Annotated in this window: 15 protein-coding genes; 11 read left to right on the forward strand and 4 right to left on the reverse strand. The window is 47.7% G+C overall.

What is annotated here, in order from left to right; genetic code table 11:
• Window positions 1–14 precede the first annotated feature (14 nt).
• Window positions 15–1,301 carry an O-acetylhomoserine aminocarboxypropyltransferase/cysteine synthase family protein gene (locus DWZ03_RS14075; RefSeq protein WP_005835904.1) on the reverse strand — a complete coding sequence of 429 codons (1,287 nt, stop codon included), beginning with the start codon at window positions 1,299–1,301 and terminating at the stop codon, window positions 15–17.
• 184 nt (window positions 1,302–1,485) lie between these two features.
• Between DWZ03_RS14075 and DWZ03_RS14080 the strand changes: the two genes are divergently transcribed.
• Window positions 1,486–2,907, forward strand: coding sequence for a S41 family peptidase (locus DWZ03_RS14080; RefSeq protein WP_120130296.1), 1,422 nt, complete (start codon window positions 1,486–1,488; stop codon window positions 2,905–2,907).
• A gap of 13 nt (window positions 2,908–2,920) precedes the next feature.
• Window positions 2,921–3,826, forward strand: a complete 906-nt coding sequence (locus DWZ03_RS14085; RefSeq protein ID WP_120130297.1) for a DUF4595 domain-containing protein — start codon at window positions 2,921–2,923, stop codon at window positions 3,824–3,826.
• A gap of 8 nt (window positions 3,827–3,834) precedes the next feature.
• On the opposite strand, the gene DWZ03_RS14090 is transcribed toward DWZ03_RS14085, so the two are convergent.
• Window positions 3,835–4,647 (reverse strand): alpha/beta hydrolase, encoded by an 813-nt coding sequence (locus tag DWZ03_RS14090; protein WP_057089159.1) that lies wholly within the window; start codon window positions 4,645–4,647, stop codon window positions 3,835–3,837.
• A gap of 94 nt (window positions 4,648–4,741) precedes the next feature.
• On the opposite strand from DWZ03_RS14090, the gene DWZ03_RS14095 reads away from it, so the two are divergent.
• The 9 genes from DWZ03_RS14095 (at window position 4,742) to aat (ending at window position 13,662) form a co-directional block, all read left to right on the forward strand.
• Window positions 4,742–6,034: a hemolysin family protein gene (locus DWZ03_RS14095; protein ID WP_120130298.1), complete on the forward strand. Its 1,293-nt coding sequence runs from the start codon at window positions 4,742–4,744 to the stop codon at window positions 6,032–6,034.
• Between the two features lie 44 nt (window positions 6,035–6,078).
• Window positions 6,079–6,558 (forward strand): copper resistance protein NlpE N-terminal domain-containing protein, encoded by a 480-nt coding sequence (locus DWZ03_RS14100; protein ID WP_120130299.1) that lies wholly within the window; start codon window positions 6,079–6,081, stop codon window positions 6,556–6,558.
• Between the two features lie 160 nt (window positions 6,559–6,718).
• Entirely contained in the window at window positions 6,719–7,153 is a 435-nt protein-coding gene (locus tag DWZ03_RS14105; protein ID WP_008663796.1) for a DUF6078 family protein, read from the forward strand.
• Window positions 7,154–7,679: 526 nt separating this feature from the next.
• Window positions 7,680–8,753, forward strand: coding sequence for a YhcG family protein (locus DWZ03_RS14115; RefSeq protein WP_044467751.1), 1,074 nt, complete (start codon window positions 7,680–7,682; stop codon window positions 8,751–8,753).
• A 67-nt stretch (window positions 8,754–8,820) separates the two neighbouring features.
• A complete protein-coding gene (locus tag DWZ03_RS14120) occupies window positions 8,821–9,678 on the forward strand; it encodes an SDR family NAD(P)-dependent oxidoreductase (protein ID WP_005835885.1) in 858 nt (285 codons plus the stop codon).
• 42 nt (window positions 9,679–9,720) lie between these two features.
• Window positions 9,721–10,410 (forward strand): glycine zipper family protein, encoded by a 690-nt coding sequence (locus DWZ03_RS14125; RefSeq protein WP_120130300.1) that lies wholly within the window; start codon window positions 9,721–9,723, stop codon window positions 10,408–10,410.
• Between the two features lie 32 nt (window positions 10,411–10,442).
• On the forward strand, window positions 10,443–10,754 hold the full coding sequence (locus DWZ03_RS14130; RefSeq protein WP_005826483.1) for an ATP-dependent Clp protease adaptor ClpS: 312 nt from the start codon (window positions 10,443–10,445) through the stop codon (window positions 10,752–10,754).
• Window positions 10,755–10,766: 12 nt separating this feature from the next.
• Window positions 10,767–13,007 carry an AAA family ATPase gene (locus DWZ03_RS14135; protein ID WP_005835881.1) on the forward strand — a complete coding sequence of 747 codons (2,241 nt, stop codon included), beginning with the start codon at window positions 10,767–10,769 and terminating at the stop codon, window positions 13,005–13,007.
• Between the two features lie 4 nt (window positions 13,008–13,011).
• Window positions 13,012–13,662 (forward strand): leucyl/phenylalanyl-tRNA--protein transferase, encoded by a 651-nt coding sequence (gene aat, locus DWZ03_RS14140; protein WP_005835880.1) that lies wholly within the window; start codon window positions 13,012–13,014, stop codon window positions 13,660–13,662.
• A gap of 90 nt (window positions 13,663–13,752) precedes the next feature.
• Here aat and DWZ03_RS14145 read toward each other — a convergent pair whose 3' ends face one another.
• Both DWZ03_RS14145 and DWZ03_RS14150 read right to left on the reverse strand, forming a co-directional pair.
• Window positions 13,753–14,610, reverse strand: coding sequence for an MBL fold metallo-hydrolase (locus tag DWZ03_RS14145; protein WP_120130301.1), 858 nt, complete (start codon window positions 14,608–14,610; stop codon window positions 13,753–13,755).
• Between the two features lie 58 nt (window positions 14,611–14,668).
• Complete coding sequence (locus tag DWZ03_RS14150) at window positions 14,669–16,264, reverse strand: sensor histidine kinase (protein ID WP_120130302.1); 1,596 nt, start codon at window positions 16,262–16,264, stop codon at window positions 14,669–14,671.
• Window positions 16,265–16,455: the final 191 nt, after the last annotated feature.

Here is a 16,455-nt window from a genome sequence, read left to right on the forward strand (position 1 = left end):
ATACTGTTATTCTTTTAAATTCTGTCAAATGCCTGGGACAAGTCGTCCAGCAAATCATCGATATGTTCTGTCCCGATGGAGAGGCGGACCGTGCCCGGTTTGATGCCTTGTTCTTCCAATTCCCGTGCACTCAATTGGGAATGGGTAGTGGTGGCAGGATGGATAACCAGGGATTTCACATCAGCCACATTGGCAAGCAACGAGAATATCTGTAAACTGTCAATAAACGTCTGCGCTTCCTTCACACCGCCCCGCACCTCAAACGTAAAGATAGAACCGCCTCCATTCGGAAAGTATTTCCCGTAAAGCGCGTGGTCAGGATGCTCGGGCAGGGACGGGTGGTTCACGGCAACCACTTTGGGATGCTTCTTCAAGAATTCAACCACTTTCAAGGCATTCTCCACATGACGTTCCACGCGAAGCGACAACGTCTCCAATCCTTGCAACAGAATGAAAGCATTGAAAGGACTGATTGTGGCACCGGTATCACGCAACAATACGGCACGGATACGGATGGCATAGGCAGCAGGACCGGCAGCGTCGACGAAACGTACTCCATGATAACTCGGGTCCGGTTCCGTCAGTTGGGGAAACTTCCCCGAGGCCACCCAGTCGAACTTGCCGCTATCTACAATAACACCACCCAAGGACGTACCATGCCCTCCGATGAACTTCGTTGCCGAATGGACTACAATATCTGCCCCATGCTCTATGGGACGAATCAAGTAAGGAGTACCGAAGGTGTTATCTATAATCAGAGGAATCCGGTGACGGTGTGCTATTTCAGCAACGGCATCAATGTCAATGATGTTGCAATTCGGATTTCCCAGCGTTTCAATGAATACTGCCTTGGTATTCTCCTGAATCGCTTTCTCGAAATTGTCCAGATTGCCCGGGTCCACAAAAGTAGTGGTAACCCCGTAGGCAGGCAATGTGTGGGCCAGCAGATTATACGTTCCGCCGTAGATGGTCTTAGCTGCCACGATATGGTCGCCTGCACGGGTGATATTCTCAAAGGCATAAGTGATGGCTGCCGCACCCGAGGCTACGGCCAATCCGGCAACACCGCCTTCCAGAGCCGCCACACGTTTCTCGAACACATCCTGGGTGGAATTCGTCAACCGCCCGTAAATATTCCCCGGGTCCTGCAAGCCAAAGCGGGCTGCCGCATGGGCCGAATTACGAAATACATACGAAGTTGTCTGATAGATAGGTACGGCGCGGGCATCAGTTGCCGGGTCGGGTTGTTCTTGTCCAACGTGAAGTTGTAGAGTCTCAAAGTGCAATTTCTTTGTTTCCATTGTCGTTTGTATTTTAGGTGAATAAACCGTTTCTCATTCGGATGTTGCAAAGATAGAGCGATAAGCCGGGGCAGACAATGACACAGATTAGGGAATTTTATACCACAATTGTGGTAGATAAGCAAGCAATTTTCTATCTTTAGATAAGATAGACTGCATTTCGGCAAAACTTTTTCATGCAAGCATGAAAGTTCTGCACTCAATTTGCACTATCTTTGCCCCCATGAAAGCAAGAAATATACTGATACTCATATTGGGAACCCTGATTCTTCCCATTTATCTGACTTCCTGCGGGGTGGACCGCTGGAAAGAGTATGCCGGACAGACCCAGACAGACCGCTGGATTGACGATACCATGCGTGTGTGGTACTATTGGGTAGACGCTATCTCCCATACCAACGACCTGAACTATTTTCAAGCCCCTTTCACTTTCTTTGCCTCGCTCAAATCCGAAGAAGACAAATTCTCCACCATCGACAGTCTGGTCAGCGTCACCACTACCCGCAGCATCCCCTATACGGATTACAGCTACGGATTCCAGTTCACTACCAACCAGATAGAAGTAGAAGGAGAAGAGAATGCCATTGTTGCACAGATTCTTTACGTTGCCGACGGAAGCCCGGCCTCGGAAATCGGGCTGAAACGGGGTGACTGGATTATGAAGATGGACGGGAACTTTATTACTGAACAGAATTATAAGAAACTGTATGGAAGTAGTGCCATGGAACTTACAGTAGGTTATTACGACGTGGAGAAAAATGCCATCGTTGCTTACGACAAACCCAGACAGATAGCATCGGCGCGTCCCGTCAACGACAACCCGGTGCACTATAAGAATGTATATACATCAGGCAGCAAGAAAATAGGTTATCTGGTCTACAACCACTTCAGTTCCGGCCCCACGGACAACAGTAATGAATATGACAACGACCTGCGCAGCGCATTCCAATATTTCGCATCACAGCAAGTCAACGAATTCATCCTTGACTTGCGCTACAACAACGGTGGATTACTGAGTTGCGCAGAATTGCTGTGTACCATGCTTGCACCTTCCTCCGCCTTGGGACAAGAGTTGGGGTACCTGGAATTCAACAACCGCTTCAATCCGCAGATAGTACCGTTCACCCTGAACTCCGGACTCATCGGAAACGGAGCAAACCTAAACCTGAATACTCTCTACGTACTTACCAGCAGCCAGACTGCCTCCGCCTCCGAAATGGTGATTAACTGCCTCGACCCGTATATGGATGTTGTCATCATCGGCGGTACTACCGTAGGCAAGAATGTAGGTTCCAGGAATTTCTCCAGCCCCGAACTGATGATAACGATGAATCCCATCGTCTGCAAGATATACAATTCGGAAGGGAAATCTGATTATGAATCCGGATTCCAACCGGCCTACTCGGGATATGTAGTGAATGAGATGAGCGACATGTCACGTTTCCTGCCCTTTGGAGATACCAACGAAGCCTTATTGAGCACTGCACTCGGCGCCATCGACGGAAGCATACAACCGCCCGCACAAGAAGATACCCGTTCTTTAAGAGTGACCACTCTCGCAAACTCCATTGAACGTCGGGCAAGCCATGCCGTACGCATCAAATAAAAAGACCAATAGGATGAAACTAAACAGAAGAGTTACAATCATCACCCGATTTTCGGAAATCATGTTCAGCCTGCTGTTGCTCGGCGGACTGGCAGCTTGCAGCGATGATAACAATGGCAATGATACGCCAGAACCGGAGCCGTCAACCTACCCCACCACTCCTTTCTCCAAAATCGAACTCAAAGAAGTGATAGAGAGCGATGCGCAACCGGTTACTGCCACCCATACCTATCTTTACAACAGTGCAGGCAGGCTGACCGGCTACACCGGCAAACAGAGCTTTACGGCAGGAGACGAACTCTTCGAGATAGAGAATACCACTACTGTCGAATACAAGGACCATCAAGCCGTGATAACCGACGAAGCAGGTACAGTATCAACCTACACGCTGAATGACAAAGGTTATGCCACCACTTGTACCAGTCAGGATATGGCAGGAAATACCCGTACTTACACCTTCTCCTACCTCATCAACACCGAAGACAAATACTATCTGGAAAACATCACAGAAAAGCTGGACGACGGAAAAGAATACTCATTCATTACAATAGACTACAGCAACTTCCGGGCATTGCGCATACAGCAAAAGGTTGACACTTTTGAGCACAACAGTACGGCTACCACACCATCAGGCAATGAAATTGCAAATATCTCCGAAATACCAAGCCTATTCATTACGGACATGTATCCGCTTTCCATGCATGCGGTTGCCATATACGGGAAGATATTGGGAGAACCTGCAAACTATCTGATTACCCAACTCATCCCGGACAGCAACGGAGAAAGTGAAGAGACCACCACCTATACTTATACGTTAGATAACCGGGGTATCGTCACTTCCTGCCATGCAGTCGTCAGGCATATAAGGAACGGCTACGAGCAGGACTACACACGCACCGTGAACTATACCATCGAATAATAAGTTACTTACTTCTTAAAGAACTTGTCGAAGAAAAGGACGTGATAGTCTATGGAGTTGTTCCAATACGTTCCGGTATGTCCACCGGGACGGGTGATGAAGTCATGGTCTATCTTCCTTGCCAGCAGCCGGTTGTGCAAGTCCTTGTTCACTTCAAGAAAGAAATCGGCCTCACCGCAGTCGATGATTAGCGCCAAGTCTCCATTTACAATCTTATCCAGCTGGTTGACCACCGTATGCGCATCCCAAGATGCCTTGTTGGCAGCAAACTCTCCCAACTGCTTGTTCATTTCCCAATTCTGGGGGAACGGCCGTATATCCACTCCTCCACTCATACTGCCCGCCGCACCGAACACATCCTTATGACGGATAGCACTCCACAAAGCACCGTGGCCGCCCATACTCAATCCACTGATGGCACGCGCCTTGCTATCGGGAATGGTAGCATAGTTCCCGTCTGTATACTTCACCAATTCCGAGGTGACAAAAGTCTCATAACGGTAGGCAGGATTCTCCGGACTGTCCCAATACCAACTGTTCTTGCCGTCCGGACATACAAATATGATTCCTTTCTCATCCGCCATCTGCGGCAATTCCGGCTTCAGCTGCACCCAGCTCCGCGCATTGCCGCCATAACCGTGCAACAGATAAACCACCGGACAAGCCTGCTTGCCGATAGCCTTATCAGGCAATACATACACAACTTTTACATCCTTATTCATGGCTGCACTTCTCACCAACACCGTGTCTACACGTGCCGCCTGCAACATTACGGCAGACAGACACCATAAAAGCCCCAAGGCAATAATTCTTTTTTTCATCTATTTATTGTTTATTTTTTCTAACGGATGGCAATATTAACAATAAATACTGAAAAATCATTATCTTTGCCTCACAAACTATTCAAAATCCACTATGGAGTTTATTATCATTCTACTTTTACTTATTCTGAACGGCATTTTTGCCATGTATGAAATCGCTTTAGTCTCCTCAAGTAAAGCACGCCTTGAAACTCTTGTCGGAAAAGGGAACAAAAGAGCCAAAGGAGTATTGAAACAACTGGAAGAACCCGAAAAATTCCTCTCCACCATCCAAATCGGTATTACTCTTATCGGTATCGTATCCGGTGCCTATGGTGGTGCCACCATCGCTGATGACGTAGAACCGCTGTTCGCCCTCATTCCGGGAGTAGCCGCCTATGCCAAGACTCTCGCCATGATTACCGTAGTAGCCATCATCACCTATCTGTCGCTCATCATAGGCGAACTGGTGCCCAAGTCCATCGCCTTGAACAACCCGGAACGATGGGCCACCATGCTCAGCCCCTTCATGATTGTGCTGACCAAGATTTCCTATCCGTTTGTATGCCTGCTGAGCGCTTCCACCAAACTGATGAACAAACTCGTCGGACTGAACAGCGGCGAAGAACGCCAAATGACACAAGACGAACTGAAGATGATTCTGCACCAAAGCTCGGAACAAGGCGTCATCGACAAAGACGAAACGGAAATGTTGCGTGACGTGTTCCGCTTCTCGGACAAAAGAGCGAATGACCTGATGACCTATCGCCGCGACATCGTCGTGCTCCATCCCACAGACACACCGGAAGAGGTGCTGCGTATCATCCACGAAGAACACTTCAGCAAATATCTCCTGGTGGAGCGGGGAAAGGACGAGATTATCGGTGTGGTTTCCGTAAAGGACATCATCTTGATGATGGGCGGCGAACAACCCTTCAACTTACGTAGTATTGCACGCCCTGCTTTGTTTATTCCGGAAAGTTTGTATGCAAAGAAAGTTTTAGAGCTGTTTAAGAAGAACAAAAACAAGTTCGGAGTTGTTGTAGACGAGTATGGAAATACAGAAGGTATCATCACCCTGCACGATTTGACGGAAAGTATCTTCGGAGACATCCTCGAAGAGAATGAAACGGAAGAAGAGGAAATCGTTGTTCGTCAAGACGGTTCCATGCTGGTGGAAGCTTCCATGAATCTGGATGACTTTATGGAGGCGATGGGCATTATGAACTATGATGACCTGAAAGAAGAAGACTTCACCACCTTGAGCGGTCTTGCCATGTTCTTGATAGGACGGGTGCCGAAAGCCGGAGACTTGTTCAGCTACAAAAACCTGGACTTCGAAGTGGTGGATATGGACCGCGGACGGGTGGACAAGCTGCTCGTCATCAAGAAAGAAGAAGATGAATAACAAACGCTATTGCGTCTTTATAATTAACTTAAACCATTAAAGCAATGAAAAAAGTAATGATGATTGCAGCCCTTGCCGCTGCATTGGTATCCTGCCAATCAAAAGGAACTCAGAACAATGACGCCGTCGCCATGGACGAAAGTGTAATGGCTGTTACCGGCAATGACTCGTCTGCCGTAGCCGTATACGAAGGAATCCTTCCCGCCGCCGACGGTCCGGGCATCCAGTATGTATTGAGCGTAGACAGTGTAGGTCCCGACGGAGAAAGCGGCTACACGCTGGTAACAACTTATCTGGATGCCGAAGGCCCCGGAAAGAACAAGAGCTTTACTTCCAAAGGAAAGAAAGAAGTTATCCAGAAAGACGTCGACAACAAGAAGAAAACAGCCATCAAGCTGACCCCGAACGACAGGGACACTCCGGTGTACTTCGTAGTAGTGAACGACACAACCCTGCGCCTTGTCAACGACAGCCTGCAGGAAGCTGTGAGTGACTTGAATTATGACATCATCCAGGTGAAATAGTCCATCCATACTTATAAGAAAGAACGGTACAGCCGGAATTACTGAATTCAGTGGTTCCGGCTGCTGTTTTTTCAATGAGGGGGCATTTCAAACAAGAGAACAGAAGGCTATATCAAAAAGTTAGTGCTATCTTTGTCGCTTCATCAAAGTATATATAAACATGAAACATTCTTCCGAGAAACCTTTAGCACCTGCCAACTACTCACGCTGTTTCAACAACCAATGCCCGAAAGCCGACAACTGCCTGCATCGCTTAGCCGCCCTTCGCGATACCCCCGAGTACCCGTCCATCCGCATCATCAATCCACTGTGTATTCCAGAGGATAGCAGCCAATGCGCCTATTTCCAATCGACACAAAAGATACATGTTGCATGGGGAATCAGTCACTTGCTCGATGAAGTTCCCTACAAGAATCTCCAACCTCTGAAAAGCCAGTTGATAGCCCATTTCGGCCGCGGAAAATACTACCGCTTCTACCGGGAAGAATCTTACCTTTCCCCCGAAGACCAGAACTATATCCGCAGAACTTTCCACCAATACAACATTCCGGGAGAACCGGCTTTCGACTCTTACAGCGAGGAATACAAATGGTAGAAAGGTAATCTTCAGCCCCCTTTTCATGTCATTTTATCACTGAAAATATAGATAACACTTTAGTTCACAACGGTGAACACTTTGTTACAACAGTAAGAAACAAAGTGTTCACATACTATGAAACAAACTGTTCGCACTCAATAAAACAAACTGTTTTCTTTAACGGAACAAACTGTTTCCTACTAATGAAACAAACTGTTCTCCATATTGAAACAAACCGTTCTCCTTAGGGAAACAGACGGATTCCCTTTTGAAGCCCTACAAGGGGAATAATTATCGCCTGCGAAAATATAGGAGGAAATACAGCGACATAGTGCGATACCTATTCTCTGCAAAACGGGTGAACGTGTTCGGAAGGATATTGCAGCAACACGGGATGAGGTAAAGGAAAGAGAGGGGGAGATGGTATATTGTGTGGTAAAAGTGGAGAGGTAGAAAAGACGGAAAGGATTACAGTTGAAATAAATTCTTTTTCTTAACTTTGTGAAATAGAAACATCGAATATGACGATGAAGAAAATAAAAATATGAAAACAGCACTATCTATAAATCAACCGTTCAAGGATTGGGTAAACCACCTAAAACAAGACATTCGTAGTGCACAGATTAAAGCGGCTGTACGCGTGAACAGCGAACTGCTTCACCTTTACTGGCAACTGGGGGCAGAAATTATAGAACGGCAGAAAGAAATGACTTGGGGAAGCGGATTTCTCGAAGAGTTGAGTCGTGAGCTGATGGCAGAATTTCCTGATATGAAAGGGTTCTCATATAGAAACATACGCAGTATAAAGCAGTGGTATCTATTTTATAATGAGCCATATACAATTTGGCAACAAGTTGTTTCCAAATTAGGTGAAGAGAAATTTTTCTCCATCCCTTGGGGGCATCATCTCTATATCATCTCCCAATGCAAGGAAGTGGATAAGGCTCTATTCTATCTGAATGAAACTGTAGAAAACGGCTGGAGTCGTGCCGTTTTGCTCAACTTTCTTGATACCAATCTCTATGAGCGGCAAGGCAAAGCGGTAAACAATTTCAGTCGTCTGCTACCAAAACCGCAAAGTGACCTAGCTCTACAGACACTCAAAGACCCCTATAACTTCGATTTCCTGACCATTACCAAAGATTTTCAAGAATTAGAGTTAGAAAAGGTTTTGACACAAAATATCACTCGTTTTCTGCTTGAATTGGGTAAAGGATTTGCATTCGTAGGACGTCAAATGCCTTTGGAAGTAGGCGATGAAACAATCTATCCCGACTTGCTTTTTTACCACTTGGGACTGCGTTGTTATTGCGTAATCGAGCTAAAAGTGCAGAAGTTCAAACCTGAATTTATAGGTCAACTCGGTACTTATATCAGTGCCGTAAACCATCTAAAATGTAAACCTGGCGATAACCCCACCATCGGCTTGCTTATCTGCAAGACAAAAAACCAAGTAATGGCGCAATATGCACTGGAATCAACAAATCAGCCTATCGGCATATCAGAGTATGAGCTGTCTAAGCTGATTCCCGAAGATATTAAAAGTCAACTGCCTTCGATTGAGGAAATAGAGGAACAAGTAAAGAGAATTCAAGGAAAAAAGGAGGAAGAGAGATGAAGGCTTGTATCAATATAGTGAACTTATTCGGAGAAAAGACAGTTAAACAATAAAACCGGAAACATATATGGCCGATAATTATCTTGAAAATCAGTACGAGCAATACCAGGCACGCAAAGCAGCTTGGGAGAAAGCGAAAAAATCCGGCAAGGTACAAACGCTACATAAGCCGACACTTCCCCTCAAAAAAGGCGGAAAGAAAGTTTTCGTTACCGGAGGTGCCGGGGGTATTGGCAAAGCCATTGTAGAAGCCTTCTGCAAGCTTAATTACCAAGTAGCCTTTTGTGACAAGAATGAAATGAAAGGGCAGCAAACCGCCCAAGCCACCGGAGCACAATTCTATCCCGTCGACCTAAACAGCAAAGAAGCATTGGAACTGTGCTTGCAAAATATTTTCAAGGAATGGGGGGATATTGACATCATTATAAACAATGCCGGCATTAGTGAATTCTCTCCCATCACAGAAACGAGTGTGGAGACGTTCGATAAAATATTGTCTGTGAATTTACGTCCGGTGTTCATTACTTCACATGCGTTGGCAGTACACCGCAAAAGTCAAAACAGCACGAATACCTACGGAAGAATCATTAATCTCTGTTCTACCCGCTATCTGATGAGTGAACCGGGCAGTGAAGGATATGCAGCTTCCAAAGGAGGTATCTATTCATTGACGCATGCGTTGGCTTTATCGCTTGCAGAGTGGCACATCACGGTCAACTCCATCTCTCCGGGCTGGATTCAGACACACGATTATGAACAATTACGAGCAGAAGACCATTCGCAACACCCCTCCGGACGGGTTGGCAAACCGGAAGATATTGCCCGTATGTGCGTATTCCTATGCCAAGACGAAAACGACTTCATCAATGGCGAAAACATAACCATTGACGGAGGCATGACCAAAAAGATGATTTACTGGGAATAGCCCTTTTATAAAACAATCTGCCCAACATAATAATTATAGGATATGAACATGAAAAAGTCTTTTATAGGAATCCTGGCAGCAACCATCATCCTCAGCGGATGCGGCACAAGCCAGATGGCTGCAGGCGACCCTAACGCTGTGCTTGCAGGAGCTGCCATCGGAAGCAATGTAGGCGGTGCCATCGGCGGGCTGATAGGTGACAGTAACGGAGGCTGGCGAGGAGGATACCGGGGTTCTGCCATCGGCACCATCATAGGGACCATTGCGGGAGCTGCCATTGCCAATGCAGCCACAGCCCCCCAAAAGCAGGAGGAGTACAGCTACCGGATAGAAAGGACACAGCCCTATCCCCCGCAATCCGGAAGACAGCCGCAAGCATCGGCCATCGACCACTTGAGGATACGGAATATACGTTTCATTGACAACAGCCGCGACCACGTCATCAATTCGGGCGAAAACTGTAAAGTGATTTTTGAAATCATGAACGAAGGAAACAAAACAGCCTACAACGTAGTGCCGGTGGTGGCGGAAACCACGGGCATGAAGCGCATTTACATATCACCGTCGGTCATGATAGAGCAAATAACTCCGCACAACGGTGTGAAATACACCGCCAACATCAGTGCCGGAGAACGGATAAAGACGGGTAACGTCACCATACGCATAGCCATAGCCGACGAGTATGGAGACGAATATGACTGGCAGGAGTTTTCGTTGCCCACACAACGGTAGAACAATGTCTTAACAGTAGTTTTTAAAAAGAAATGGAACAACAGCAATCTTCTTTCAAAGAAAAAGAACGCATAGAATTACGGGAACCCCGACGCTTCAAAGTCACCATCTACAATGATGACTTCACCACCATGGAGTTTGTGGTAAAGGTACTCACCACCGTCTTTTACAAATCATCGGCAGAAGCGGAAACACTGATGTTGCAGGTGCACAAGAGCAACTCCGCGGTAGTGGGCATCTACTCATACGACATCGCCCACTCCAAAGTACAGAAAGCCACCCGCATGGCACGCAATGAAGGTTTCCCCCTCCGGCTCACCGTCACCCCGGAGGAAGAAGAATAAGAAAGAAACAATATGGATATAAAAAATACGATATTCGTAAACCAAGCATTCGCTTCCGCACAAAGAAAAGCCGAGTCTTACCGGCACGAGTTCATCATGCCCGAACATCTGCTGAGCGCCATTCTGGAACAGGAACCCTTTATCAACACCCTGCAAGATACCTTCTACAATTATGTGGAGCTCAGCATCTCACTGGAAAACTATCTGACGGAAGAAGTGGAAACTATCCCCGACAATGTGGAATACGAGTTGGGACTTTCCGTCCAGCTCAGTTCACTCCTGCAACATGCCTATATGGTGACAGAGTATTCCAGCGCCGAAGAGCTGGGTGTTCCCCATCTGATACAAGGCTTGCTGCAACTGGAAGATTCCTGGGCATGCCATTTTCTAAAGGAAGCAGTCGGCGGCGACCTGCCCGAATTCCTCAGTCTGCTCATTACCCACTACGAAGAAGCGGAGCTGGCAGAAGAAGCAGGCGGTGTACAATCCCCCGATGAACAAGAGAAAACAGAACCATGGCGTAACTACGTGACCTGCCTCAACGACCGCCTGGCAGACCACAACCCGCTTATCGGCAGGGAGATGGAGTTGGAGCGAACCATACAAGTGCTCTGCCGCAAAGAAAAGAACAACCCGTTGCATGTGGGCGAACCCGGCGTAGGCAAAACAGCCCTTGCCTATGGGCTTGCCGCCCGTATCGAAGCGGGCAACGTCCCCGAACGGCTTGCCGGTTGCCGCATCTACGAGCTGGACTTGGGCAATCTGCTGGCAGGCACGCAATATCGCGGCGATTTCGAGAAGCGGTTGAAAACCATCATGGAGGGCATAGGCCGTGAAGGACACGCCATCGTCTACATCGACGAGATACACAACCTGATAGGCGCCGGACGCACGGGTGAAGGCTCCATGGATGCCTCCAACATGCTGAAACCCTATCTGGAAACCGGGGCAATACGTTTCATCGGTTCCACCACCTACGACGAGTACAACCGCTACTTCGCACGCAGCAAGGGACTGGTACGCCGCTTCCAGCAGATAGACATACTGGAACCGAGCATTGAAGAAGCCATACATATCGTAGAAGGCCTGAAAGAGAAATACGAAACCTACCACGGCGTCACCTACGAGCCCGACGTCATCCCCTACGCCGTAAAGGCAAGCGCCCGCTACATCAGCGACCGTTTCCTGCCCGACAAAGCCATCGACCTGGTGGACGAAGCAGGAGCTTACCGGGAAATACATCCCACAGACTCCGGAGAACAGACCGTGGACAAGGCACTGATAACCGACATACTGGCACGTACCTGCAAAGTCAATGCCCTCGCCATGAAAGAGGACGACACAGTCGCCTTGGAAAGCCTGCACGAGCGCATCAGCTCCCGCATCTACGGGCAGGAAGAAGCCGTCCGTCAGGTAGTGGAAGCTGTGCAAATGTCCAAAGCAGGACTGCTGGACGAAAACAAACCGCTAGCAAGCCTGCTCTTTGTAGGCCCCACCGGAGTAGGAAAGACCGAAGTTGCCAAAGTGCTCGCCGCCGAGCTGGGCATCGCCCTGCAACGTTTCGACATGAGCGAATATACCGAAAAGCATACCGTAGCCAAACTGATTGGCTCGCCTGCCGGCTATGTGGGTTACGAGGACGGCGGCCTGCTGACCGACGCTATACGCAAGACTCCAAACTGCGTACTATTGCTCGATGAAATAGAAAAAGCGCATCCCGACGTATTCAACATCCTGCTGCAAGTAATGGACTATGCCGTACTGACCGACAACAAAGGACGGAAAGCCGACTGCCGACACGTGGTCCTCATCATGACCTCCAATGCCGGAGCACAATATGCCCGCCAAGCGTCCATCGGCTTCAACAGTCAGGTCACCGCCGGAGAAGCCATGCTGAAACAAGTCAAGAAAACCTTTAAGCCCGAATTCATCAACCGCCTCTCTGCCACGGTGGTCTTCCATGACATGGACCGCCCGATGGCATCACTTATCCTCGACAAGAAACTCGGAGAACTAGGCAGCAAGCTGTCTTCCCGCCAGGTGGAAATGGTATTGAGCCAGGAAGCACACGAATGGCTGCTCCAACGGGGTTTTATCCCCGAATACGGCGCCCGGGAGATGGACCGCGTGATAGCCGCCCACTTGAAACCCTTGCTGATGCGCGAAATTCTGTTCGGTACATTGAAGGCAGGAGGAAAAGTCCGCGTGCAAGTGGAAAACGGAGCATTGAAACTACAACCCGCAACCGAATAACGATATGGTCTTTCAACTGACGGATAAACTTGCTTTCCCCGACCCTCACTACGGCGACCCCGACGGGTTGCTCGCTGTGGGCGGTGACCTATCCATTGACCGCCTCATCCTGGCGTACTCCAACGGCATCTTCCCCTGGTACGCATTTCGGGAAGAACTGATACAATGGTGGTGCCCGATGGACCGTTTCGTCATCTTTCCGGACGAAATCCATATCTCCCACTCCATGCGTACGCTCATCAACAAAGGAAAGTACGAGATCACCTTTAACGAGGCTTTCGAAGACGTCATACAAACCTGCGGAGAATTGCGGATGGAACAAGAAGGAGCCTGGCTCGGAACGAAGATGATGGAAGCCTATACGCACCTGCACGAACAAGGATTCGCCGCCAGCGTGGAAGTATGGGAAGAAGAGCAATTGGTAGGTGGGCTGTACGGAGTGACCCTGGGACGTTGTTTCTTTGGAGAGAGCATGTTCTCACTCGTTCCCAGCGCCTCGAAGCTGGCCCTCATCCATCTGGCCCAATTCTTCAGGGAACATGGAGGCGTCATGATAGATTGCCAGTTCGAAACCCCTCACCTCAAAACAATGGGAGGCAGGCACATCAGTTACGACGAATATATGACATACATCGAACAAGACTGCCGCTTCTAAAAGTAAAAAGGAATAACGAGGGGCTCAGAACTATCCGCGCCTAAATATAGCATAATGAAAGTACTCATATACTTTTGACACTCTCCCATTCTATTTGAAGGCCGGAGCAGGAAGATGTATACCTGCCATCGTCAATTGGTTGTCCTTGGCATATTGGAGGAAATACTTGCGTGCTTTCACGGCAGCTTCCTTATCCATATCATAGGAAGCGCAGTATTCCGGATGCTCCAACTGAAGGGCCGCACCATGGATGAGGTCACCAATCACCAGTAACTTGCCACTCTGGAAAACCGTATGACCGGGAGTATGACCGACTGCCTTCATGGCAACCACATTGCCCGGCAAGGTATCGCCAAACTCAAACAGATGCAGCCGTTCCTTATAGGCATCCATCGTCTTTACGACCTGCGCCTTCCTTTCGGCAGGCATTGCCATCCAGGCATCATATTCCACTTTTGATGCGTACACTTCGGCATTCGGGAAGACTACACTGTCTCCCTTCATCATTCCACCGATATGGTCGCCATGGAAATGGGTAAGATACAGATATCCAATATCTGCCGGAGAGATACCCAAAGATTGTAATCCGGGCAACAGACGACTGCCGGGAGCTCCCATTCCCGTATCAAAAAGGATACGGATACCATTCGTATCTACCAGGAAGGTGCTCATGGAAGAAGGAATACCGCCTTGAAGCGACAAACTTTCCATCAATTCATCGCTTGCATCCGGGAAAATCGTTCTCGGCATCAAATGCTCACCAGCATTATCCTGAATCCAAGTGGCCTGCACTCCCTCCAGTTGCAAGGTCTTTACGCCACTGCATGTTACACCGACACTATCCATACTTACATCTTCATTTGTTTGTTTCTTTGTCCTGCTGCCGCAACCCGCCATCAGCAATGCTGCTGACACAACAACCAGGCACGTCCATGTCTTGTTTTTCATCGGTACAGAGTTTTTTATCCATAAATATTGAAGTTCGCACAAATATAGGCAAATAAAATCATCCGGCACACGGATGTCTGAACCAAAAACGGCTGCCGACTCCCAATTCCGACTCAGCACCGATAGTCCCGCCAAGATGCTCAATGATACTTTTACAGATGGACAAGCCTAAACCCGTGCCCTTCGCAAAGGTATTAAGCTTTACAAAGCGGTCGAACACAGTAGCCACGGCATCCGGAGCAATACCCATACCGGTGTCCGTCACAGAAAACTCTATCTGACCGGTACCTTCCACCGGATGATATTCCAAAAGGATCTGCCCTTCACTGGTGAACTTCAAAGCGTTGTTTATAAAATTGGTGACCACCTGCATCAGACGTTTCTTGTCGGTATAGATACGGTAATCGGGCAAGTCGGGAGCCAACAGAACCGGTACAGCCTTGTCTTCCTTTATATCATAGTTGCGCATCACGTCCTTACAGAAGTCACTGACATCCACATACCCCATATTATAATCAAGTGTTCCCGCTTCTATCTTTGCCAAATCCAGAATGTCGGATATCAGTTGCAAGAGCAGTTCCGTATTCTCCTGCATGATGGCAAGGTATTCCTGGCGTTCTTCCCTATCGTCCAGTTCGGCAATGATGCTTGCAAAACCGACAATGGAATTGAGCGGAGTACGGATTTCATGACTCATATTGGCCAGGAAAGCAGACTTCAAGCGGTCCAGATGTTCTGCCTTATCCTTGGCGACCCGCAATTCCTCCTCTATCTTTTTCTGATGGTCGATATCCACACTGGTAATGACATGCGCCATCTGCCCGTCCACCCAAGCAAAGGCTGCACTGAACACGCGAAACCAACACTTGTCAAATGGCCGTTGATAATCCCACGAATAGACTTTGGTGGGGTGTCCGTTTTCATCTATCAAATGCCTCTTTGGGCAGAACTCACACTCCCCCGTCTTGTCCGAGTAGAGGGCCTCCCAGCATTTTTTCCCCCAGAAATGCTCGATACCGCCATATGGTTCCACCATAGACCTATTGGCATACAACATATCGTGGGAATCGAAAGAGTTGACGTAAATATCAACGCCCATATTATTCATGATACTGCCTAATGTATTGCTGGCCCTCACTTCCCTTTCCTTATATTCCCTGACCGCAATTTCCTTAGAGAACGAGCCCAGCAAGAGATGAATGATTTGCAACTCCTCTTCCGTGAGATAGGTCTCTTCCTCCCTGCCTGCAAAACCTATGAATCCGATGATTTTACCCTCAGTATCTTCAAAATGCCTGATTAACAAAGAATCCTCACCGTAGAAATCAAGAATGTCAATATCATCCCATGAAGCATCCGCATTTCTGTTTCCATAGAAAGGTTTATCCCGAGCTTTCATGGCATCGACATGCTCCTTTTTCAACTCTCCCATATCGAAACGGGGTTTCATAGTCCCACCTTCATTTCCAATCGTTTCTTTCAATAAGAAATAACGGAATCCGTCAGTCTGATAGATAAACCCTTTCGTAAAGTCATAGTAGTTGCAGAAATCGGTCAACGATTCAATAACTTTCCTTTCATTGGGTTCATTGCTATTCAACCGTTCTAAAAAATGAAGCAAGAATATGTTTAATTTCTCTTTGTTTTTGCCCATATAATCTTTTGAAAAACTTTAAGGCGCTAATATACAACTTTTTAAAGAGAAATAAGTTTCTTTTATATATCCAGGAAGTTTAAAAAACAACCATTCCCCAATAAAACAAAAAAGGCAATAACTTAATTTATTTTACAAGTATCACTAAGGCAAAAGCTCTTCATCCGTATTCATACGACGGCATAACATCT

The sequence above is a fragment of the Bacteroides sp. AF29-11 genome, assembly GCF_003602895.1.
Taxonomy (GTDB): domain Bacteria; phylum Bacteroidota; class Bacteroidia; order Bacteroidales; family Bacteroidaceae; genus Bacteroides; species Bacteroides uniformis.

What these genes read in the sequence shown, in the direction of transcription:
- DWZ03_RS14150 (WP_120130302.1), bottom strand. Translation starts at nt 16,264, where the DNA reads ATGGGCAAAAACAAAGAGAAATTAAACATATTCTTGCTTCATTTTTTA.
- DWZ03_RS14115 (WP_044467751.1), top strand. Translation starts at nt 7,680, where the DNA reads ATGAAAACAGCACTATCTATAAATCAACCGTTCAAGGATTGGGTAAAC.
- DWZ03_RS14100 (WP_120130299.1), top strand. Translation starts at nt 6,079, where the DNA reads ATGAAAAAAGTAATGATGATTGCAGCCCTTGCCGCTGCATTGGTATCC.
- DWZ03_RS14105 (WP_008663796.1), top strand. Translation starts at nt 6,719, where the DNA reads ATGAAACATTCTTCCGAGAAACCTTTAGCACCTGCCAACTACTCACGC.
- DWZ03_RS14075 (WP_005835904.1), bottom strand. Translation starts at nt 1,301, where the DNA reads ATGGAAACAAAGAAATTGCACTTTGAGACTCTACAACTTCACGTTGGA.
- DWZ03_RS14080 (WP_120130296.1), top strand. Translation starts at nt 1,486, where the DNA reads ATGAAAGTTCTGCACTCAATTTGCACTATCTTTGCCCCCATGAAAGCA.
- aat (WP_005835880.1), top strand. Translation starts at nt 13,012, where the DNA reads ATGGTCTTTCAACTGACGGATAAACTTGCTTTCCCCGACCCTCACTAC.
- DWZ03_RS14135 (WP_005835881.1), top strand. Translation starts at nt 10,767, where the DNA reads ATGGATATAAAAAATACGATATTCGTAAACCAAGCATTCGCTTCCGCA.
- DWZ03_RS14125 (WP_120130300.1), top strand. Translation starts at nt 9,721, where the DNA reads ATGAACATGAAAAAGTCTTTTATAGGAATCCTGGCAGCAACCATCATC.
- DWZ03_RS14095 (WP_120130298.1), top strand. Translation starts at nt 4,742, where the DNA reads ATGGAGTTTATTATCATTCTACTTTTACTTATTCTGAACGGCATTTTT.
- DWZ03_RS14145 (WP_120130301.1), bottom strand. Translation starts at nt 14,610, where the DNA reads ATGAAAAACAAGACATGGACGTGCCTGGTTGTTGTGTCAGCAGCATTG.
- DWZ03_RS14130 (WP_005826483.1), top strand. Translation starts at nt 10,443, where the DNA reads ATGGAACAACAGCAATCTTCTTTCAAAGAAAAAGAACGCATAGAATTA.
- DWZ03_RS14085 (WP_120130297.1), top strand. Translation starts at nt 2,921, where the DNA reads ATGAAACTAAACAGAAGAGTTACAATCATCACCCGATTTTCGGAAATC.
- DWZ03_RS14120 (WP_005835885.1), top strand. Translation starts at nt 8,821, where the DNA reads ATGGCCGATAATTATCTTGAAAATCAGTACGAGCAATACCAGGCACGC.
- DWZ03_RS14090 (WP_057089159.1), bottom strand. Translation starts at nt 4,647, where the DNA reads ATGAAAAAAAGAATTATTGCCTTGGGGCTTTTATGGTGTCTGTCTGCC.